Below are 20877 nucleotides of genomic sequence, written 5' to 3' on the forward strand. Positions count from 1 at the left end.
CGAAAGGTCAGCTACGCTCGAGCGCGCTGACCAGGTCATGGAAGGCTTCGCGGTTGGAGTCGTTCAACCCCATCAGGATGCGGTGTGCTTCGAGCACCTTGGTGCGCACCACGTCTTCGGTCTGGTCCTGGGGCGGCAGGTCCTCCAGGCATTCAGGGCACGGCAGCGGCTTGTCGACGATGTTGAACACCTGGTCGAAGCCCATCGACTGCAATAGCCGGGTGATGTCCGGGTGGGTGGTGACGACCGTGGGCAAGAGCCCGACTTTCTGCCGGGAGAGGATCGACAACTTGGCCAGCAGGCCAAGGGTGGTGCTGTCGATGCTGCGCGTTTCGGTCAGGTCGATGACGATCGCCGAAAAATTAAGCGCGGAGAAGATCTTCTCGATAGTGGTGTCCAGGGCCGAACACAGGGTCAGGCGGATTTCACCGACGAACTTCAGGACAAAGGTGCCATCCTGCTCGGCAAACTGGATTTTACCGGTACTCATGCAAGGTTCCTGCTCAACACCAGCAAGGCGATATCATCTGGCATATCCCCCAGGTTGGCCAGGCCAAAGGCATTCCTGAGGCCATCCAGGGTTCCTCCGGCTGACTGCACGATTTCCGGCAGTGCAGCTTCTTTCTCTTTGAGCGTGTCGCCCGGCAAAAGGTCCAGGATGCCGTCGGACATCAGCGTCAGGCTGAACGAGGCCGGCAGGTCCATGACCTGATCCTCGTAGCTCGCTTCCTCGAACAGGCCGACAGGCAGGCCGCGCCCGGTGAGGTAATGGGCCTGGCCTTCGCTGTAGAGCACAGGCAGGGGCAGGTGCCCGCCGATGCTGTAGGTCAGCTTCCCACTCTCCTCGTCGATCACGCCGCCCAGCATGGTCACGTGCTTGCCCAGCTTGCAGTTGATCAGCCCACGGTTGATGTGGTCGAGCACCTCGGAGGGCTTGAATTCCGGCAAGGTTCCGCTGCGGCGCGACTCGTAGAGCAGCCGGGTGGTCATGAACTTGAGCAGGACGGTGACGAAAGCGGACGAGGCACCATGGCCGGAGACGTCCGCCAGGTAGAAGGCGATGCGCCGCTCGTCGACCCGGAAGTAGTCGACGAAGTCCCCCGACAGGTAGAGGGACGGAATGATCTGGTGGGCGAAGTGCAGCCCATCCGCCATCCAGGGCGTGACCGGCAGCATGTTCATCTGCACCTGACGCCCGGCGTTCTGGTCTTCCTGCAGCAAGTGCAGGCTGGCCTGGAGTTCGCGGTTGGCCGCTTCCAGCTCTTCGCGGTAGCGCTGGTTCTCCTGCCGCAGGGCATGGCGATCCAGTGCGCGGCGCACGGAATGCTCCAGCACCGCCAGGTCTTCCAGGGGTTTGATCAGGTAGTCCGCCGCCCCGAGGCGCAGGGCTTCGACAGCGTCGCTCATCACGCCGGCACCGGACACGACGATCACCGGCGTGTCGGTTTCCAACTGGTTGATACGGCGGATGAGTTCCAGCCCGTCGACCTGGGGCATGCGCAGGTCGCAGATGATCAGATCGGGATGTTCCTGCTCGAAGACCTGCAACCCCTGCAGCCCGTTACCTGCCTGCAGGACGTTGAAACCACTGTCTTCCAGATAGGCTGCGAGGCTGGTGCGGACAACCTCGTCGTCGTCGATGATCAGCAGCTTGGCACTGGTTTTGTGCATGGAGTATCCAGGCAAACGGCGCCGGGGGTGGGCTGGTTGAGGCACCGACCTAGGCCGGATGCGGGTAAGGGGTTCGCTTCAAGGCGCAGACGGTACTCCCATCCGCAGGGCGATTCAAGCGTGTGCCGATTGTCGAAACCTGCCTTTACACATGAAAAGAGCGGGAGTTATAAGAGGCCGGGGTCAGTCCATCCAATACCAGAGGACAGCAGATAATGAGTCAGAACGATCATCGTTCTTACAGCGAGAAGCGCGACTTCATCCGCATGCAGGTCGAGGCGCAGGTCGTTCTGCATCATGGAGGCCGCGAGTACCCGGCCCTGTGCCGCGACCTGTCGAGCACCGGCATGCAACTGGAAGCCGATGCCCACCTGTCGATAGGGGACAAGGTGCGCGTCCACATTCCGTCCGACCACGCCGAGCTCAAGGGCCTGGATGCCGAAGCCGAGGTGGTCCGCATATCGGCCGGCGATGATGGGCGCATGTCCATCGGCCTCGCGATCACCTCGATGAGCTGACCGGCGCACACAGAAAGAAGGCGGCCCCTGGGCCGCCTTTTTCATACCTGCGATACGGCGTGAACGATCAGAAGTCGTCCTCGACCTCGCCGTCGCGCACCTTGAATTCGCGGTTCTGCAGGTAGGCGTTGCGGATGAACACGTACTTGTCGCCGGTGATCAGCTTCTCGGCCGACAGCAGGCTGGCACGGGTGTCCACGGTGTTCACCCCAAGGGTCACGTTACGGGTTGGCACATGGTCGATGTAGGGATAGGGCGTGGTGTAGCTGTCCACGAAGCGTGCCGGCGCGTCGCGCAGGGTGCTCGGGCCCAGCAACGGCAACACCACGTAGGGGCCGCTGCCCACGCCCCAGGCGCCCAGAGTCTGGCCGAAGTCCTCGTCGCTGCGCTGCAGGCCCATGCGGGTCGCCACGTCGAACACGCCGAGCAGGCCGAAGGTGGTGTTGAAGATCAGCCGGCTGGTGTCCACGCCTGCCGCGTGCAGCTTGCCCTGCAGCAGGTCGTTGGCCAGGTTGCCGACGTCGCCGACGTTGCGGAAGACATTGTGTACGCCATCTTCGACGAACTGCGGCGTCACGTACTGGTAGCCCTGAGCGATCGGCTTCAGGGCGTAGGTGTCGACCGTGTCGTTGAAACTGAACACCGCGCGGTTGACGCCCTCCCACGGGTCCTCATCCGCAGCCTGGGCCACCAGAGGCAGCGCCACCAGGCCAGCGACCGCCAGCAGACGGCCCATTCGATCGAGCCAACCCGCACCGATCATTCGCATTGCAGTCTCTCCTAGGGAAAAGTAGTGTGGCGCCCCCAGCGGGCCGCCCGACAGGGCGCGCATTATACGGCCATTGGATGGTCAACAGGCAGCATAGGTAACGCGACCAATGGCGGAAAAGAATTTACTCCATGTTGCCCATATCCCCGTGCGCTGGGGCGATATGGACAGCTACGGCCACGTCAACAACACCCTCTATATCCAGTACCTGGTAGAAGCCCGCGTTGCCTGCCACGCCAGCAACCGCCCGGTCCCTGTGCCGGAATCCCTGCGGCGCATCTTCCGGGGCTTGCCAGCCATCACCGAACCGTAACCTGCACGTCATACCGGGCAGCTAGGCTGGATGCGCTCACGTCAGGATGACCCGCCCATGCCCAGCACCCCGCCGCCTCCCTTCACCGCCCTGCTCCTTGGCCTGACCGGCTGCCTGGTGGACTTCGGCGCCCGGACCCTACCCCTGGCCCTGCAGCGCACCGTAGTTCGCCTTGACGACGGACAGCCGGATGAAGTCGCCGCCCTCTCCCCGTCCGACCAACTGGAAGCGCTGCTGAAGCGTCGCCCCCGCCCAGCCGAGCGTGCCCGCCTGCAGGATGCCCTGGTCGAAGCCGCCCACGAGCGTGCCGAGCCGGCACCGGGCCTGGACGCCCTCCTCGACCGGCTGGCCAGCCAGGACATCCCCGCAGCCTGGCTGGAAGAGCTGCCCGAACACGTCACCACGGTGCTCGCCCAGTCGCTGCCAGACTCGCTCCCACCGGCCCAGACCGGTACCGGGCGCCCCTGGCCAGCCCCGGACAACTGCTGGAACGCCCTCGCCGGCCTCGGCGTCGAACGCCTGGAAGGCTGCGTGCTGGTCAGCGGCGAACCCCGCCTGCTCCAGGCCGGCCTCAACGCCGGGCTCTGGACCGTCGGCCTCGCCGCCAGCGGCCGACTCTGCGGCCACGCCCTGGGTGACTGGCAGGCATTGCCGGCCAGCGAACGCGACGCCCGGCGCGCCCGCGCCACCCTGGAGCTGTACCACCTGGGCGCCCACTCGGTGATCGACCACCTCGGCGAGCTGCCCGACTGCCTCGACGACCTGGCGAACCGCCGCCACAAGGGCGAGAAGCCCTGATCCCGACCGCCGCGCTTTTGTAACGGCATTGATCGTGATCAGGCAGCGCCGCCCCGCCTGGATTAATCTCACTGGCACCGGGACCTTTTGCCGTCAGACGGCGGTCCACTCCTGAGTCTTGTCAAAAGGGAGAACACCATGTCCGAACGCCTGCAGCAGCAACTCAACGAACTGCGCGACCAACTGGCCCAAGACACCCCGATGGATGCACAAGAGCGCGCCGACCTCAACGACCTGATCCGCGACATCGAATTTAAGCTGGCGAACGAGGCCCATACCTCGGAAGACAGCCTGGTAGACGGCGTCAACCTCGCCGTCGAGCGTTTCGAACTGAGCCACCCGACACTGGCCGGCACGCTGCGTAACATCATGCAGAGCCTGGTCAGCATGGGCATCTGACCCCCAACCCCGAATGCAAGAACCCCGGCCAGGTGCCGGGGTTCTTTCGTTTCAGCGAGCGGCCGGGCGCAGCCCGGAATCAGTTACTGCCGCACCAACCGGCCGTTGTCCGGGCTGATGGGGTGCGTGCTGCGGTAGGGGTTGATGTCCAGCCCGCCACGGCGCACATAACGTGCCTGCACCGTCAGGTGCTCGGGCTCGAGCAGGCGCAGCAGATCGAGGAAGACCCGCTCGACGCACTGCTCGTGGAAGTCGCAATGCTGGCGGAAGCTCACCAGGTAGGCCAGGAAGCTGGCGTGCTCCAGGCGAGCCCCCTTGTACTGCACCACCAGCGTGCCCCAGTCCGGCTGGCCGGTAACCGGGCAGTTGGATTTCAGCAGGTGGCTGTGCAGCGCCTCCTCCACCACCTCGGCGGCGTTGGCGCGCAGCAGCTCCGGCTGCGGATGGTCGTAATGGTCGATGCTCACATCCAGGTCATCGATGCAGGTCCCGGCGGCGCGGGCCACACCCTCGGCTTCCACCTCCGCCAGGCTGCGCACGCGCACCTTCACCTCGGCCCCTGCAGCAGCCGACAGGTCCTTCTCCAGCACCGCCACCAATTCCGCCGCCGAGGCGAAGGCGCTCTGGTTGAGGGAGTTGAGGTACAGCTTGAAGGACTTCGACTCGATGATGTTCGGCGAATCGGCCGGAATGGCGAACTCGCCGATGGCCACCACCGGCTTGCCCGACGGGGTCAGCCACGACAGCTCATAGCAGTTCCAGAAATCCACGCCCTTATAAGGAAGAGTCTCCGCCGTCAGCCCCAGCTCGTTCCACTTCGCCACGCGGGAAATGGGGAACAGCAGCTGCGGGCTGTAGGTGCTGATGTACTCACTGGACTTGCCCAGCGGCGAGTGTTCGGCGGGATGCTGCATGAGAGGCGACCTGGCGGGAGAAAAAACCGCGCAATTGTATACAGCCCGGGCCTGCCGCAAAACCTCGGCGACACACCCGGACCATCACAGCCAGAAGCGCAGCCCCACCACCCAGGCCCCCTCCTCGTCAGGCTCGCCGGCTGCACGCAGCCAGTCCCCGCTGCGGCCGTGGGTACGCTCCCACTCATAGCCCAGGTAAGGCGAGAACGCCGGCGTCACCCGCCAGTGCAGGCGCAACCCCGCCTCCAGCGTGCCGCTGCCGGCGCCGCGATCCAGGTCGCGGTCGTCCGCCAGGGCCAGGTCGTATTCCAGCCGGGGCTCCAGCACCAGCCGCTGGGTCAGCAGCACCTGGTATTCCGCCTCCAGGCGCAGCGAGGGATCACCCCGCTCGCTCACCAGCAGGTTGCCCTCCACCTCGAACCACTGCGGTGCCAGCCCCTTGACCCCCACCAGCGCATGGCTGCGCGCCGGCCCCGGCTGGTCGTCATGGGCGACGCCCGCCTGCCAGTCGAAGAAGTCGCTGAACATCCGCCGGTACAGCAGTTCGGTGTGGCTCGACGTGGTCGGCCCACCGGTATCCCGGGCGCCTTCGTTCTTCAACACCAGCTTGTGGGTGTCGGTGCCGTACCAGCCCTCCAGCTCCCAGGCCAGCTGGGCGTCGTTGCCGTGGAAGCGCTGCTCCAGGCGATCGAACCCCAGGTAGCCGACCGGCATGGCGTCCATCTCCATCGCCCAGGACATCGGGCTGGCCAATGCCGCCAGTACCCCCCATTCAATGACCCGCATGAGCAGCCTCCTCCATCGGTTGCATGGCCTCGCCCAGGGAGTGGCTGCTGCCGTCGGGCGCCTCGACGATCACCTTGCGGAACATGCCGCTGGCCATGTGGTAGATCAGGTGGCAATGAAACGCCCACTGGCCGATGGCATCGGCCGGCACGTCCACTTCCAGCGTGCTGCCGGGCGCCACGTTGACCACGTGCTTGAGCGGGTTGAGCCGGCCGTTGCCCTTGTCCAGTTGCATCCACATGCCGTGCAGGTGCATCGGGTGGTTCATCATCGTCTGGTTGACGAAACGGAAGCGCACCCGCTCCCCGTAGCGCAGGCGGATGGGCTCGGCCTCGGAGTACTTCACCCCGTCGAAAGACCAGAAGTAGCGCTCCATGTTGCCGGTGAGCTTCAGCTCGATGGTGCGGTCCGGCGTGCGGTAACGGGCATCCGGGCGCATTGCCTTGAGATCGCCGTAGACCAGCACCCGCCCGCCCTCCACCGGCTCCGGGGCGATGCCGCTGCCCGGCGCATAGTCCGGGTTGCCACCGGCGGCCGGCATTCCGTGGCCCATCGCGGCATGGTCCATTCCGGCCATTTCTGCATCGCCCATGCCCGCCATCGCACCGTGGCCCATCCCCGGCATGGCGTGATCCATGCCCATGTCGGCCATGCTCAGCAGGCGCGGCGGCCCCAGGGTCGGCACCTCGGCCACCATGCCCGGCCTGGGCGCCAGGGTGGCGCGGGCGTAACCACGGCGGTCCATGGAGGCGGCGAACAGCGTATAGGCCCGATCCTCCCGGGGCTGCACGATCACGTCATAGGCATCGGCCACCGCCAGTCGTACCTGATCCACCGTCACCGGCAGCACGTCGTTGCCATCCGCCTGCACCACCGTCATCGGCAGGCCGGGGATGCGCAGGTCGTAGTAGCTCATGCCCGAAGCGTTGATCAGGCGCAGGCGCACCCGCTCGCCCGGCTTGAACAGCGCCGTCCAGTTCTGCTCCGCGTCGCGGCCGTTGACCAGGAAGCGAAACCCGCTGACATCGGCGATGTCCGTCGGCGACATGCGCATGTCGCCCCAACCCCAGCGGTCCTTGAGCGTCGTCCAGACGCCATCACGGGCGGCATCGGTGAAGAAATCCCCCAGGGTGCGCTTATGGTCGTTGTAGTACTCGGCGTCCTTCTTCAGGTTGGCGAGGGTGCGCTCGGGCTTTTCGTCCTGCCAGTCGAACAACATCACCGTGTACTCGCGGTCGTAGCGGTACGGCTCGCGCCCGCTCGGCTCGATCACCAGCGGCCCGTACAGCCCCTCCTGCTCCTGGAAGTCACTGTGGGCGTGGTACCAGTAGGTGCCCGACTGCTGCACGCGGAAACGGTAGGTGAAGGTCTGCCCAGGCTTGATGCCCGGGAAGCTGATGCCCGGCACGCCGTCCTGGTCGTAGGGCACGATCAGCCCGTGCCAGTGCAGCGAGGTGTCACGATCCAGGCGGTTGGTCACGCGGATCTGCACCTCCTCGCCCTCCTTGAAACGCAGCTCCGGCGCGGGTGACTGCCCGTTGATGGTCAACGCCGGCCGGCTGCCATCGCTCAAGGCCACGCGCCCCTCATCGATCACCAGCTCATAGGTGCCGGCCCCGGCCCCGGCGTCGGCCGCCAGGGCCAGCAATCCGGCCCCCATCAGCGCACGCATCAGGGCTTGACCTCGACCTTGCCGACCATGCCGGCCTGGTAGTGACCAGGGATGTTGCAGGCGAACTCCAGCCCGGTGGCCTGGGTGAAGGTCCAGGTCAGCTCGGCCGTCTTGCCCGGCTCCACCAGCACGCTGTTGGGGTCGTCATGCTTCATCATCGCGCCATGGTCCATGCCCACCATGCCCATGCCGGCCATGTCGTGCTTCATGTTCATGCCGGTAGGGGTGAGCATCCCCATCTGCTGCATCTTCAGCATTTCCTGCTGGTGGCGGGCATGCATGGCCGCATCGCCAAGGTTGAACTCATGAAACAGGCTGCCGGTGTTCTTCAGCACGAAGCGCACCGTCTCGCCGGCCTTCACCTGCAGGCTGGCGGGCTCGTAGTACATATCACCCAGGGTGATCGCCACGGTACGGCCGGCTTCGGCCGCCTTGGCCGGGTGACCGAACGCGAAGGTAGCGGCACCATCGGCCAGCACAGGCAGGCTGAGGAACAGGCCGCAGGCGAGAACAAGGGCGGATCGTTTCATGACAGGGTCTCCTGATGGACAGGCCCCCATCCTGCCGCCCTGCCACTGGCGCCTGGCTTACCGGCACATTACAACTTTGTCAGCCAGGCCCAACGCGCCCGCCCGGCACGGTATAAAGGACACCCCACGACACAGGCCCGCCATGAAACTGCTCATCGTCGAAGACGAACCCAAGACCGGTCAGTACCTGCGCCAGGGACTGGGCGAAGCCGGCTTCCTGGTCGACCTGGCCAGCGACGGCATCGCCGGCCAGCACCTGGCGCTGACCGGCGACCACGACCTGATCATCCTCGACGTGATGCTCCCCGGCCGCGACGGCTGGCAGGTGCTACGCACCCTGCGCGAAGCCGGCCTGGAGACGCCCGTGCTGTTCCTCACCGCCCGCGATGCCGTCGAGGACCGCGTGCGCGGCCTGGAGCTGGGCGCCGACGACTACCTGGTCAAGCCCTTCGCCTTCGCCGAACTGCTGGCGCGGGTGCGCACCCTGTTGCGCCGGGGCACCATTGGCCAGCAGGAAACCAGCCTGCAACTGGCGGACCTGCGCCTCGACCTGCTGCGGCGCCGGGTGGAGCGCGGCGGCCAGCGCATCGACCTCACCGCCAAGGAGTTCGCCCTGCTGGAGCTGCTGCTGCGGCGCCAGGGCGAAGTGCTGCCCAAGTCACTGATCGCCTCCCAGGTCTGGGACATGAACTTCGACAGCGACACCAACGTCATCGAAGTCGCCATCCGCCGCCTGCGGGCCAAGGTGGACGACGCCTGGCCCACCCGTCTGATCCACACCGTGCGCGGCATGGGCTACGTGCTCGAGGCGCGGGACGCCTGATGCGCCAGTCCCTCGGCGCCCGCCTCAGCCTGCTGTTCGCCGCAGCCACCGCCAGCGTCTCGCTCATCGCCGGCGCCCTGTTCGACCGGGCCAGCGAGGCGCACTTCCTCGAACTGGACAACCAATTGCTGGCCAGCCGTGCCGAAGCCCTGCGCAGCCTGCTCGGCCCGGTGGGCAGCGCCGAAGCGTTAGCCACGCGGGAAGACGACCTGCACGCCGAGCTGCAACGCCAGCCCGACCTCGCCCTGCGCATCCTCGGCCCCCGGGGCGAGCTGTGGTTCGACAGCCAGGCCGTCGCCGCCCACGCCCAGCATGGCGAAACCGCCTGGCGCGCCTACGGCACCGAGCTGCTCCCCGGCCAGGCCGACAGCCCGCGCCTGGACCTGCGGCTGGACATCACCCACCACCAGCACTTCCTCGAACGCATGCAGCGGCTGATCTGGCTCACCGTCGGCCTCAGCGCCCTGGCCACTGCACTGCTCGGCGCCTGGGCCGTGCGCAGCGGCCTGCGACCCCTGCGGCAGATGGCCGAGGTGGCCGCCGGCATCTCCGCCCATTCCCTCACCACCCGCCTCGACCCGACCAGCGTGCCGGCCGAGCTGAGCGACCTGGTGGGCGCCTTCAACGCCATGCTGGCGCGCCTGGAAGACGCCTTCCAGCGGCTCTCCGCCTTCTCCGGCGACATCGCCCACGAGCTGCGCACCCCGCTGTCCAACCTGCTGACCCAGACCCAGGTCACCCTCGCCCAGCCCCGCGACCTGGCCACCTACCGCGAGGCCCTGCATTCCAACCTGGAGGAACTGCAGCACCTGGCGCAGATGGTCAACGACATGCTGTTCCTGGCCAAGGCCGAGCACGGGCTGCTCACCACCCGCCGTGAGCCCCTGGTGCTGGCCGACGAGCTGGAGGCACTGGCCGAGTTCTTCGCCCCCCTGGCCGAGGAGAGCGGCATCCGCCTCACCTGCACCGGCAGCGGCCACCTGGAGGGCGACCGCGCCATGCTGCGCCGCGCCCTCTCCAACCTGCTGGACAACGCCCTGCGTTTCACCCCGGCCGGCGGCGCCATCGCGCTCAGCGCCCAACCCGCCGGCCCCTCGCTGCGCCTGGAGGTGGCCAACCAGGGCCCGGCCATCCCCGCCGAACTGCAACCGCGCCTGTTCGACCGCTTCTTCCGCGCCGACCCGGCCCGCCGCGAAGGCCAGGCCGAGCATGCCGGACTCGGCCTGGCCATCACCCGCTCCATCGTCCGCGCCCACGGTGGCGAGGTCCGCTGCGTGAGCGCAGACGGCTGGACGCGCCTGCAGATGGACTTCCCCCTCACAACCACGACCGCATCGCAGAACTGAGCAGTGCTACCCCTCGCAGCAGCGTCTACTCTGGGATAATCGCCGGTCGGCGAAGGACTGCCTGGCCCAGCCACACCCTGCCGAACCGTCACCTCCCGGCCATGTACCGGACGGGGCGATACCATGAGAACCGCGCCTGTCGGTGCTGCCACGAACGGCACCGTCCAGCCGGCACTGTCCGCATGTCGCGGCCACCTACTGTCTGCCCAGAACAAAAAGGCACACACCATGATCAAGAAGTACATCGCTGCCCTGACCTGCGCGCTTACCCTCGCCAGCGGCCACACCCTGGCGGCGGAAACCGGCCCCATCACCATCCGTTTCTCCCATGTCGTCGCCGACGACACGCCGAAGGGCCAGGGCGCCTTGCTGTTCAAGGAACTGGCGGAAAAACGCCTGCCCGGCCTGGTGAAGGTCGAGGTCTACCCCAACTCCACGCTGTTCGGCGACGCCGACGAGCTGCAGGCCCTGCAGGACGGCAAGGTGGACATGCTCGCCCCCTCCCTGGCCAAGTTCGACCAGTACACCAAGCAACTGCAACTGTTCGACCTGCCCTTCCTGTTCGATGACCAGGACGCGGTCAGCCGCTTCCAGAAGCGCGCCAAGGGCCGCCAACTGCTGCGCGCCATGGAGGACAAGAACATCATCGGCCTGGCCTTCTGGCACAACGGCATGAAGCAGCTTTCCGCCAGTCGCCCGCTGCACACCCCGGCGGATGCCAAGGGCCTGGCCTTCCGCATCCAGGCGTCCAACGTGCTGGAGTCGCAGTTCGCCCAGATCGGCGCCAAGGCCGTGCCCATGCCTTTCGCCGAAACCTTCGATGCGCTCAAGGGTGGCCAGGTACAGGGCACCGAGAACACCTGGTCGAACTTCGCCAGCCAGAACCTCGACACCGTGCAGCACTACATCATCGAGACCAACCACGGCGCCCTGGACTACATGCTGGTGAGCAACTCGCGCTTCTGGTTCGCCATCCCGCACCAGACCCGCACCGAGCTGGAAGCCATCATCGACGAGGTCACCTTCGCCGTGAACAACGCCGCCGCCCAGCAGAACCAGGCAGACCGCCAGCGCATCCAGGCAGCCGGCAAGGCCCAGATCATCACCCTCACCCCCGAGGAACGCGCGGCCTGGCGTGCCGCCATGAAGCCGGTCTGGGACCAGTACACCCCCGACATCGGCGAAGACATCGTCAAGGCCGCCCAGGTGGTCAACCGCAAGTCCCGCTGATCCCCCGCCCGGCCGGCGCTCGCCGCGCCGGGCTTCCCTCGCTGCCCATCCCCCGGCAGCCCTCGATTGCCCCAGCTCACCCGACAGCACGCAGGCCCTAGCGGGTCGGCAGGCTCTCGTCGTCCGCCTGCACCTGCTCCAGCCCGGCCCGATCCCAGCCGCCGCCCATGGCCGCGATGAGCTGCACGCTGGCGGTGAGGCGACTGCCGGTGAGGGTGAGCACGCTGCGCTCGTTGGACAGCGCCGTGGCCTGGCTGCTGACCACGCTGCTGTAGTCCTGCATACCGGCCTTGTACTGGTTGCTGACCAGGCGCAGGGCCTCGCGGGCAGCGTCCAGCGCCTGCTGTTGCACCCCGCTTTCCTCTTCCAGCACGGCCAGTTGCACCAGGTAGTCCTCCACCTCGCGGAAGCTGGTGAGCACGGTCTGCCGGTAGTTGGCCACGGTCTGGTCGTAGCCGGCCTCGGCCTGTTCCACCTGGGAGCGAATGCGGCCACCGTCGAACAGGTTGAGGGCGAACTCGGGGCCGATGGACCAGAAGCGGTTCGGCGTGGTGATCCAGTCGTGCAGGCTGCTGGTGCGGTAGCCGCCACTGGCGGTGAGGTTGAGGCTCGGGTAGTACGCGGCCTTGGCCACGCCGATCTGGGCGTTGGCGGCCATGACTTTGCGTTCGGCCGAGGCGACGTCGGGACGGCGCTCCAGCAACTGGCTCGGCACCAGGGCCGGGACCGCCGGCAGGTTGGGGATGCCCTCCACCTCCGCCAGGCTGAAGGCAGAAGGCGGCTCGCCGATCAGCACCGCGATGGCGTTCTCCAGTTGCGCGCGCTGGTACTTCAGGTCGATGGCCTGGGCCTCGGTGCTCCTCAGTTGGGTGGTGGCCTGGGCCACGTCGGCGCGGGTGACGATGCCGGCGCGGAACTGGTTCTCGGTGAGCGTCAGCGCACGCTTGTAGGCCTCGACGGTGGCGTCCAGCAGGCGTTTCTGGGCATCGAGCACCCGCAACTGCAGGTAGCTCTGCGCCAACTGCGACTGCTGGCTGAGGCGCACGGCAGCAAGATCAGCAGCACTGGCCTGAAGGCTGGCGTCGTCCGCCTCCAGTTGGCGGCGCAGCTTGCCCCACAGGTCCAGCTCCCAGCTCACCCCCAGGGTGGCGCTGTAGCTGTTGGAGATGGCGCCGCTGCCCCCGCCGCTGCTCACGGTGGAGCCGTCGGACAACCGAACGGTGCTGCTGCCGCCGCCCTGGCCGGAGCGGGTCTTGCTGGCGTTGGCGTTCACCGAGGGGAAGAACGAGGCACTCGCACCACGGGCCAGCGCCTGCGCCTGGCGGTACTGAGCGACGGACTGCGCGAGGGTCTGGTTGGAGCGCTCCAGACGCTGCTGCAGGTCGTTCAGCACCGGGTCGTTGTACAGCTCCCACCAGGCGCCACGGGCCAGGGTGTCGGCCGGCGCGGCGGCCTTCCAGCCCTCCACGTGCTTGAACTGGGCGGCGCGAGCCACATCCGGGCGCTGGTAGTCGGGGCCCACGGCGCAACCGGCCAGGGCGACCGCCAGGGCCAGGGCCGGGAACAGAGGGCGGGCATGGGGGTTCATAGCGGTGTCTCCAGCGAAGCGTCGGTGCGCACGCCGCGCCAGCGGTTGAAGCGATGGCGCAGGCGGTCGAGGTACAGGTAGACCACAGGGGTGGTGTAGAGGGTGAGGACCTGGCTCAACACCAGGCCGCCGATGATGGTCACGCCCAGCGGCTGGCGCATCTCCGCGCCCTCCGCCCCGCCGATCAGCAACGGCACGGCACCGAGGATGGCCGCCAGGGTGGTCATCAGGATCGGCCGCAGGCGCAGCAGGCAGGCGCGGTGGATGGACTCTGCCGGAGCCAGCCCCTCACCGCGCTCCAGTTGCAGCGCCAGGTCGATCATCAGGATGGCGTTCTTCTTGACGATGCCGATGAGCAGGAACAGCCCCAGCAGCGAGATCAGGCTGAACTCGCCGCCCAGCAACTGGATGGTCAGCAGCGCACCGACCCCTGCCGACGGCAGCGTCGAGAGGATGGTCAGCGGATGGATGTAGCTCTCGTAGAGAATGCCCAGCACCAGGTAGACCAGCAGCAGCGCGGCGAGGATCATCCACGGCTGGTTCTGCTGGGCACTGGCGAAAGCGTCGGCGGTGCCGCCCAGGCGCGCGATCACGCTACTGGGCATACCGATGGCCGCCACGGCCCGTTCGATGGCCACCGTGGCCTGGTCCAGGCTCACCCCCGGCGCCAGGTCGAAGGAGATGCTCTCCGAGGCGAACTGGCCCTCGTGGTTGACCCGGTCGTTCTCCAGGCTGCGCTCGTAGCGGGCGATGGCCGAGAGCGGCACGCGCTGGCCGTCGGTGGTGATCACCTGCACCTGCTCCAGGGTCGATGGGTCCTGGGCGTACTTCGGGTTCACCTCCATCACCACGCGGTATTGGTTGAGGCTGTCGTAGATGGTGGAGATCTGCCGCTGGCTGTAAGCGTTGTTGAGCACCGTGGTGACCATCGCCATGTCGATGCCCAGGCGCTTGGCTGCGTCCCGGTCCACCTTCAGGGTCACCTGCTGGGCGCCCTCGCCTTCCCGCGCGTCGATGGCGGTCAGCTCCGGCAGCGCCTTCAGCGCGTCGGTCACCTTGGGCAGCCAGGTGCGCAGGTCGGCCAGCTCGCCGGCCTGCAGCACGTACTCGTACTGGGAGCTGCGCTGCTCGCGGGAGCCGCCGGTCATGATGTCCTGGTCGGCCATCAGCATCAGCCGGCCGCCGGGCACCCGGGGCATGTCCTTGCGCAGGCGCTCGATCACCTTCTGGGCGGAAAGCTGGCGCTCCTTGATCGGCTTCAGCCGCACGATCATGAAGGCGTTGTTGATGCCGCCGCTGCCGCCGATGAAGCCGGCCACACTTTCCACTGCCGGGTCCTTGAGCACCGCGCGGCGGAAGATTTCCATCTTCGGCTGCATCACGCTGAATGACAGGCCATCGTCACCGCGGATGAAGCCGATCAACTGGCCGGTGTCCTGCTGCGGCATGAAGGTCTTGGGCACGATCACGTAAAGCGCGACGTTGAGGCCGATGGTCACCAGCAGGCTGGCCAGGGTCAGGCGTGGGTGGCGCAGGGCCCAGCCGAGGCTGACGTCGTAGAGCCGGGTCATGCGCTGGTGGATCGCCTCGCTCCAACGCTGCATGCGGCTGTCTTTGTCCGGCACGTGGGGCTTGAGCCAGCGTGCGCAGAGCATCGGCGTCAGCGTCAGCGACACCAGCAGCGACACCAGGATGGCCGCCGTCAGGGTCAGGGAGAACTCGCGGAACATGCGGTCGATGATGCCGCCGATGAACAGGATGGAGACGAACACCACCACCAGCGACAGGTTCATCGACAGCAGGGTGAAGCCCACCTCGCGGGTGCCCTGCAGCGCCGCCTTGAACGGCGGCATGCCCTCATTGATGTGCCGGGCGATGTTCTCCAGCACCACGATGGCGTCGTCCACCACCAGGCCGGCGGCGAGGATCAGCGCCATCAGCGACAGCACGTTGAGGGAGAAGCCGCACAGGTACATCACCGCGAAGGTGCCCACCAGCGACACCGGCACTGCCAGCGCCGGGATCAGCGACGCGCGCAGGCTGCCGAGGAACAGGTAGACCACCAGGATCACCAGCACCACGGCGATCAGCAGGGTGCGCTCGGCCTCGTGCAGGGTCGCCCGGATCACCGGCGAGCGGTCCATGGCCAGGTTCAGCTTGACGCTGGCCGGCAGCACCGCCTGCAGGCTCGGCAACTGCGTCTTGATGCGCTCGATGGTCTCGATGATGTTGGCGCCGGCCTGACGGTTGATCACCAGCAGCACCGCGTCCTGGTCATTGAAGAAGCCGCTGTTGTAGCGGTCCTCCACGGCATCGCGCACCTTGGCCACATCGCCCAGACGCAAGGCCGCGCCATCCTGGTAGCGGAGGATCAGCGGCGCATAGTCGGCGGCCTTCTCCAACTGGTCGCTGGCGCCCACCTGCCAGTGGCGCTCGGCGTCTTCCACCGCGCCCTTGGGGCGGCGCTGGTTGGCAGCGGCGATGGTCCTGCGCACGTCGTCCAGGGCGATGCCGTACTGGTTGAGCAACTGCGGCTCCAGCTCCACCCGCACAGCCGGCAGCGAACTGCCGCCGATCTGCACCTCACCCACGCCCTGAACCTGGGCCAGGCTCTGGGCCAGGATGGTCGAGGCCAGGTCGTAAAGCTGACCCTTCTCCAGCACGTCGGAGGTCAGTGACAGCACCATGATCGGCGCCTGGGACGGGTTGACCTTCTTGTAGGTGGGCATGCTGCGCATGCCGCTGGGCAGCAGGTTGCGCGAGGCGTTGATGGCCGCCTGCACCTCGCGGGCAGCCCCGTTGATGTCGCGATCCAGGTCGAACTGGATGACGATCCGCGTCGAGCCCTGGCTGGTGCGGCTGGTCATCTGGGTAATGCCCGAGAGCGTGCCCAGGGAGCGTTCCAGCGGCGTGGTGACGCTGGAGGCCATGATCTCCGGGCTGGCACCGGGCAGGCTGGCCTGCACGGTGATCACCGGAAAGTCCATCTGCGGCAGCGGCGAGACCGGCAACAGGCCGAAGCTCACCCCGCCCAGCAGCATGATCGCCAGGCTCAGCAGCAGGGTCGCCACCGGCCGGCGGATGAAGGGAGCGGACAGGTTCACGGCGTCGCTCCGACCGGGGCAGCCGGCAAGAGGCGCATCATGCCGCCACCCCTGCCGCGCTGCGGCCGGTGAAGCGCCGCGAGAGGCGATCGAAGAACAGGTAGATGACCGGCGTGGTGAACAGCGTCAGCACCTGGCTCACCAGCAGGCCGCCCACCATCACCAGGCCCAGGGGCTGGCGCAGCTCCGCGCCGGAACCGCTGGCGAGCATCAGCGGCACGGCACCGAACAGCGCGGCCAGGGTGGTCATCAGGATCGGCCGGAAGCGCAGCAGCGCCGCCTGGTAGATGGCCTCCTCCGGCGCCATGCCCTGCTGGCGCTCGGCCTCCAGGGCGAAGTCGATCATCATGATCGCGTTCTTCTTGACGATGCCGATCAGCAGGATGATGCCGATGATGGCGATCAGGCCCAGGTCGTTGCCCGACAGCAGCAACGCCAGCAAGGCGCCAACACCCGCCGAGGGCAGCGTGGAAAGGATGGTGATCGGGTGGATGTAGCTCTCGTAGAGCACGCCGAGGACGATGTACATGGTCACCACCGCCGCCAGGATCAGCAGCAGCGTGCTCGACAGCGACGCCTCGAAGGCCGCCGCCGCGCCCTGGAAGCGGGTCTGGACGCCTTCCGGCAGGCCGATCTCCTGCTGCACCCGCTCGATCACCTGCACCGCCTCGCCCAGGGCCACGCCAGGCGCCAGGTTGAAGGAGAGGTTCACCGCCGGGAACTGGCTGATGTGGTTCACCACCAGGGCCGACTGGCGCTCCTGGATGCGCGCCAGGGCCGCGAGCGGCACCTGCACGCCATCGGTGCCGGCCACCCGCAACTGCTCCAGCGCCTTGGGCCCGACGCGATCGCCCGTGGCGGACTCCAGCACCACGCGGTACTGGCTGGCCTGGGTGAAGATGGTGGAGATCTGCCGCTGGCCGAAGGCGTCGTAGAGCGCATCGGTGATGGACGAGACCTCCACCCCCAGGCGCCCGGCCATATCGCGGTCGATGTCCAGATACACCTGCAGGCCCTTGTCCTGCAGGTCGCTGGCCACGTCGGACAGCTCCGGCTGTTGGCGCAAGGCATCCACCAGCTTGCCGGTCCACTCGCGCAGCAGGTCGGCGTCCGGGGACTCCATGCTGAACTGGAACTGCGTGCGGCTGACCCGGTCCTCGATGGTCAGGTCCTGCACCGGCTGCAGGTACAGGCGGATGCCCACCAGGCGCTCCAGTTGCGGCTGCAGGCGCTGGATCACTTCGCTGGCAGTGACGTCGCGCTCGCCGTGGGGCTTGAGGTTGATCAGCATGCGCCCGCTGTTGAGGGTGACGTTGTCGCCGTCGACGCCGATGTAGGAGGTCAGGCTGGCCACCGCCGGGTCCTTGAGGATCACCTCGGCCGCCTGCTGCTGGCGCTCGCCCATGGCGCGGAACGACACCGACTGCGGCGCCTCGGTGATGCCCTGGATGACGCCGGTGTCCTGCACCGGGAAGAAGCCCTTGGGCACCGCCAGGTACAGCACCACGGTCAGCGCCAGGGTGCCGAGGGCTACCAACAGGGTCAGCATCTGGTGGCGCAACACCCAGCGCAGGCCATGGGAATAGCGCTCGATCATGCCGTCGATGAAAGCGCCGCTGGCGCGGTAGAAACGGCCCTGGTCCTTGGGCTCCGGCTCGGGCTTGAGCAGCCGCGCGCACATCATCGGCGTCAGGGTCAGTGACACCACCAGGGAGATCAGGATGGCTACCGCCAGGGTGATGGCGAACTCGCGGAACAGCCGCCCCACCACATCAGCCATGAACAGCAGCGGGATCAGCACGGCGATCAGCGAGAAGGTCAGGGAGATCAGCGTGAAGCCGATCTGCCGGGCGCCCTTGAGCGCGGCCTCCAGCGGCGTAGCGCCCTCCTCCAGATGGCGGGCGATGTTCTCCAGCATGACGATGGCGTCGTCCACCACGAAGCCGGTGGCGATGGTCAGGGCCATCAGCGTCAGGTTGTTCACCGAGAAGCCGGCCAGGTACATCACCCCGAAGGTGCCCACCAGGGACAGCGGCACGGCGATGGAGGGGATCAGCGTCGCGCTGACCCGGCGCAGGAACAAGAAGGTCACCATCACCACCAGGGCGATGGCCAGCATCAGCTCGTGCTGCACGTCGCGTACCGAGGCGCGGATGGTCTGGGTACGGTCGGTCAGCACCATCACGTCCAGGCCCGCCGGCAGGTTGGCGGTCATCTTCGGCAGCAGCTCCTGGATGCGGTCCACCACCTCGATGACGTTGGCGCCGGGCTGGCGCTGGATGTTCAGCAGCACGGCCTGGTTCTGGTTGGCCCAGGCGGCCAGTCGCTCGTTCTCCGCGCCTTCGACGATGGTGGCCACATCCTTCAGGCGCAGCGCCGCACCGTTCTTGTAGGCGAGGATCAGGTTGGCGTACTCGTCCGCCGACTTCAGTTGGTCGTTGGCATCCAGCATCGAAGTGCGCGTCGGGCCGTCGAAGTTGCCCTTGGGCTGGTTGACGTTAGACGCGGTGATCAGCGAACGCACGCTGGAGAGGTTCAGGCCGTTGGCCGCGAGGGCCTCCGGGTTGACCTTGATGCGCACCGCCTGGCGCTGGCCGCCGGCGATGCTGACCATGCCGACGCCGCTGATCTGCGACAGCTTCTGCGCCATGCGCGTATCCACCAGGGTGTGCAACTGCGGCAGCGGCAAGGTGCGCGACATCACCGCCACGGTCAGCACCGGGGTATCGGCGGGGTTGACCTTGTTGTAGACCGGCGGTGCCGGCAGGTCATTGGGCAGCAGGTTGGTGGCGGCGTTGATGGCCGCCTGCACTTCCTGCTCGGCCACGTCCAACTGCACGTCCAGGTTGAAACGCAGGGTGATCACCGAAGCGCCGCCGGAACTGGTGGAGGACATCTGGTCCAGCCCCGGCATCTGCCCGAACTGGCGCTCCAGCGGCGCGGTCACGGCGCTGGTCATCACGTCCGGGCTGGCACCCGGGTAGAGCGTCATCACGCGGATGGTCGGGTAGTCCACCTCCGGCAACGCCGACACCGGCAGCAGGCGGTAGGCGATCAGGCCGGCCAGCAGGATCGCCAGCATGCTCAGCGTGGTGGCGACCGGCCGCAGGATGAACAGGCGGGAGATGTTCATACGCCTTTTTCAGCCTTGCCGCCCTGCTCGCCCTTGTCGGCGCCTTGCAGTTGCTCGCTCGGCGCGGCCGGCACGGCATCGCTGTCGTGCACCACTTCCACGTCGCTGCCGTCGCGCAGGCGGTCGGTGCCTTCCAGCACCACCCGCTCGCCGGCCTTGAGGCCGCTGCGGATCACCGTGAGCTCGCCGTCGCTGGGGCCGGTCTCGAGTTTCTGCACGCGCACCTTCTTCTCGCCGTCCAGCACGTAGGCGAAGGTGCCCTGGCTGCCGAACTGCACCGCAGCCGAGGGCACCAGCACGGCCTCGGCCAGGGTGTCGGCCAGCAGGCGCACGTTGACGAACTGGTTGGGGAACAGGGTCTCGCTGTCGTTGGCGAAGCGCGCCTTGAACTTCAGCGTACCGGTGGTGGTGTCGATCTGGTTGTCCAGGCTCTGCAGCACGCCCTCGGCCTGCTTCAGGGTGTCGCCCCGGTCCCAGGCCTCCACCGGCATCGTCTGGCCGCTGCGGAAGCGGCTGACCACGCCGGGCAACTGGTTCTCCGGCAGGGTGAAGGTGACGCTGATGGGGCGGTTCTGGGTGATCACCACCAGCGGCGTGGTGTCGCCGGTGCCGACCTGGTTGCCCAGGTCCACCTGGCGCAGGCCGACGCGGCCGGCCACCGGCGCGCGCACCTGGGTGAAGCTGAGGTTCAGCTTGGCCTCGGCGACGGCGGCCTGGTTGGCCTTGACCGTGCCCTTGTACTGGCCCACCAGCGCTTCCTGGGTGTCCAGGGTCTGCTTGGCGATGCTGTCCTCGGCATACAGGCCGCGGTAGCGGGCCAGGTCGATCTCGGCGTTCTTCAACTGGGCCTGGCTCTGCAACAGCGTGCCTTCGGCCTGCTGCAGGGCGACCTGGTAGGGGCGCGGGTCGATCACCGCCAGCAGATCGCCGGCCTTGACCTGCTGGCCCTCCTCGAAGGCCAGCTTGACCACCTCGCCGCTGACGCGGGCCTTGACGTTCACCGTGTTCAGCGCGGTGACCGTGCCAAGGGCCTTGTAGTAGACGGGGAAGTCACCCTGGGTGGCGGCGGCCACGCGCACCGGCACCGGGCCGCTGAACGGGCCGAAGCCCGGGCGGGCCGCTCCGGCCGCTCCCGGACGGGTGCGGGGCTCATCGGCCTTGTGGCCGGAGGCGGCGGGCCACAGCCACCAGATCAGCGCCACCAGGGCGAACAGACAGACGAGGATGAGCGGCCAGCGCCGGGCGGGACGAGCGTGCGGGTCTTGGATCGAGGGCATGATTCT

17 protein-coding genes and 1 pseudogene are annotated in these 20877 nt (G+C 67.4%); 7 read left to right on the forward strand and 11 right to left on the reverse strand.

Features of this window, described 5'->3' with window-relative positions; all coding sequences use genetic code 11:
- Positions 1–7 precede the first annotated feature (7 nt).
- Both rssC and rssB read right to left on the reverse strand, forming a co-directional pair.
- Positions 8–490: an anti-sigma factor antagonist RssC gene (gene rssC / locus A9G05_RS13540; RefSeq protein ID WP_069561478.1), complete on the reverse strand. Its 483-nt coding sequence runs from the start codon at positions 488–490 to the stop codon at positions 8–10.
- The gene (gene rssB / locus A9G05_RS13545) at positions 487–1671 is read right to left on the reverse strand and encodes a two-component system response regulator RssB (protein ID WP_069561479.1); all 1185 of its coding nucleotides are present in this window, start codon (positions 1669–1671) and stop codon (positions 487–489) included. The genes rssC and rssB overlap by 4 nt, the downstream gene beginning before the upstream one ends.
- 215 nt (positions 1672–1886) lie before the next feature.
- Between rssB and A9G05_RS13550 the strand changes: the two genes are divergently transcribed.
- On the forward strand, positions 1887–2189 hold the full coding sequence (locus A9G05_RS13550) for a PilZ domain-containing protein (RefSeq protein WP_044404188.1): 303 nt from the start codon (positions 1887–1889) through the stop codon (positions 2187–2189).
- 67 nt (positions 2190–2256) lie between these two features.
- Here the strand turns inward: A9G05_RS13550 and A9G05_RS13555 are convergent, their stop codons facing one another.
- Entirely contained in the window at positions 2257–2958 is a 702-nt protein-coding gene (locus A9G05_RS13555) for a VacJ family lipoprotein (protein ID WP_069561480.1), read from the reverse strand.
- Between the two features lie 109 nt (positions 2959–3067).
- On the opposite strand from A9G05_RS13555, the pseudogene A9G05_RS26620 reads away from it, so the two are divergent.
- From A9G05_RS26620 to A9G05_RS13565, 3 genes and pseudogenes are all read left to right on the forward strand, one after another.
- Positions 3068–3187 (forward strand): annotated as a pseudogene (locus A9G05_RS26620) (acyl-CoA thioesterase); the annotation flags it as partial.
- Positions 3188–3328: 141 nt separating this feature from the next.
- Entirely contained in the window at positions 3329–4069 is a 741-nt protein-coding gene (locus A9G05_RS13560) for a phosphatase (protein WP_069561481.1), read from the forward strand.
- Between the two features lie 138 nt (positions 4070–4207).
- The gene (locus A9G05_RS13565) at positions 4208–4468 is read left to right on the forward strand and encodes a DUF4404 family protein (protein WP_069561482.1); all 261 of its coding nucleotides are present in this window, start codon (positions 4208–4210) and stop codon (positions 4466–4468) included.
- Between the two features lie 83 nt (positions 4469–4551).
- On the opposite strand, the gene queF is transcribed toward A9G05_RS13565, so the two are convergent.
- From queF to A9G05_RS13585, 4 genes are all read right to left on the reverse strand, one after another.
- Positions 4552–5382, reverse strand: a complete 831-nt coding sequence (gene queF / locus A9G05_RS13570) for an NADPH-dependent 7-cyano-7-deazaguanine reductase QueF (protein WP_069561483.1) — start codon at positions 5380–5382, stop codon at positions 4552–4554.
- 84 nt (positions 5383–5466) lie between these two features.
- Complete coding sequence (locus A9G05_RS13575; RefSeq protein WP_069561484.1) at positions 5467–6168, reverse strand: copper resistance protein B; 702 nt, start codon at positions 6166–6168, stop codon at positions 5467–5469.
- Positions 6155–7840 carry a copper resistance system multicopper oxidase gene (locus tag A9G05_RS13580; RefSeq protein WP_069561485.1) on the reverse strand — a complete coding sequence of 562 codons (1686 nt, stop codon included), beginning with the start codon at positions 7838–7840 and terminating at the stop codon, positions 6155–6157. Before A9G05_RS13580 ends, A9G05_RS13575 begins: the two co-directional genes overlap by 14 nt.
- Positions 7840–8370: a plastocyanin/azurin family copper-binding protein gene (locus tag A9G05_RS13585; RefSeq protein ID WP_069561486.1), complete on the reverse strand. Its 531-nt coding sequence runs from the start codon at positions 8368–8370 to the stop codon at positions 7840–7842. The genes A9G05_RS13580 and A9G05_RS13585 overlap by 1 nt, the downstream gene beginning before the upstream one ends.
- Positions 8371–8512: 142 nt before the next feature.
- Between A9G05_RS13585 and A9G05_RS13590 the strand changes: the two genes are divergently transcribed.
- The 3 genes from A9G05_RS13590 (at position 8513) to A9G05_RS13600 (ending at position 11769) form a co-directional block, all read left to right on the forward strand.
- Positions 8513–9193 carry a heavy metal response regulator transcription factor gene (locus A9G05_RS13590; RefSeq protein WP_069561487.1) on the forward strand — a complete coding sequence of 227 codons (681 nt, stop codon included), beginning with the start codon at positions 8513–8515 and terminating at the stop codon, positions 9191–9193.
- Positions 9193–10539, forward strand: coding sequence for a heavy metal sensor histidine kinase (locus A9G05_RS13595; protein ID WP_083265574.1), 1347 nt, complete (start codon positions 9193–9195; stop codon positions 10537–10539). Before A9G05_RS13590 ends, A9G05_RS13595 begins: the two co-directional genes overlap by 1 nt.
- A 228-nt stretch (positions 10540–10767) precedes the next feature.
- Entirely contained in the window at positions 10768–11769 is a 1002-nt protein-coding gene (locus A9G05_RS13600) for a DctP family TRAP transporter solute-binding subunit (RefSeq protein WP_083265575.1), read from the forward strand.
- Between the two features lie 97 nt (positions 11770–11866).
- On the opposite strand, the gene A9G05_RS13605 is transcribed toward A9G05_RS13600, so the two are convergent.
- Genes A9G05_RS13605 through A9G05_RS13620 form a run of 4 tightly spaced genes read right to left on the reverse strand, consistent with a single transcriptional unit; the run spans position 11867 to position 20871 of the window.
- Positions 11867–13357, reverse strand: a complete 1491-nt coding sequence (locus tag A9G05_RS13605) for an efflux transporter outer membrane subunit (protein WP_069561489.1) — start codon at positions 13355–13357, stop codon at positions 11867–11869.
- Positions 13354–16461 carry an efflux RND transporter permease subunit gene (locus A9G05_RS13610; RefSeq protein ID WP_069561490.1) on the reverse strand — a complete coding sequence of 1036 codons (3108 nt, stop codon included), beginning with the start codon at positions 16459–16461 and terminating at the stop codon, positions 13354–13356. The genes A9G05_RS13605 and A9G05_RS13610 overlap by 4 nt, the downstream gene beginning before the upstream one ends.
- 37 nt (positions 16462–16498) lie before the next feature.
- Positions 16499–19594, reverse strand: coding sequence for an MdtB/MuxB family multidrug efflux RND transporter permease subunit (locus A9G05_RS13615; RefSeq protein ID WP_069561491.1), 3096 nt, complete (start codon positions 19592–19594; stop codon positions 16499–16501).
- Entirely contained in the window at positions 19591–20871 is a 1281-nt protein-coding gene (locus tag A9G05_RS13620; RefSeq protein ID WP_083272578.1) for an MdtA/MuxA family multidrug efflux RND transporter periplasmic adaptor subunit, read from the reverse strand. Before A9G05_RS13620 ends, A9G05_RS13615 begins: the two co-directional genes overlap by 4 nt.
- Between the last annotated feature and the right edge of the window lie 6 nt (positions 20872–20877).

Origin of the sequence: Pseudomonas sp. ENNP23, assembly GCF_001728945.1 — a bacterium.
Classification (GTDB): Bacteria; Pseudomonadota; Gammaproteobacteria; order Pseudomonadales; family Pseudomonadaceae; genus Metapseudomonas; species Metapseudomonas otitidis.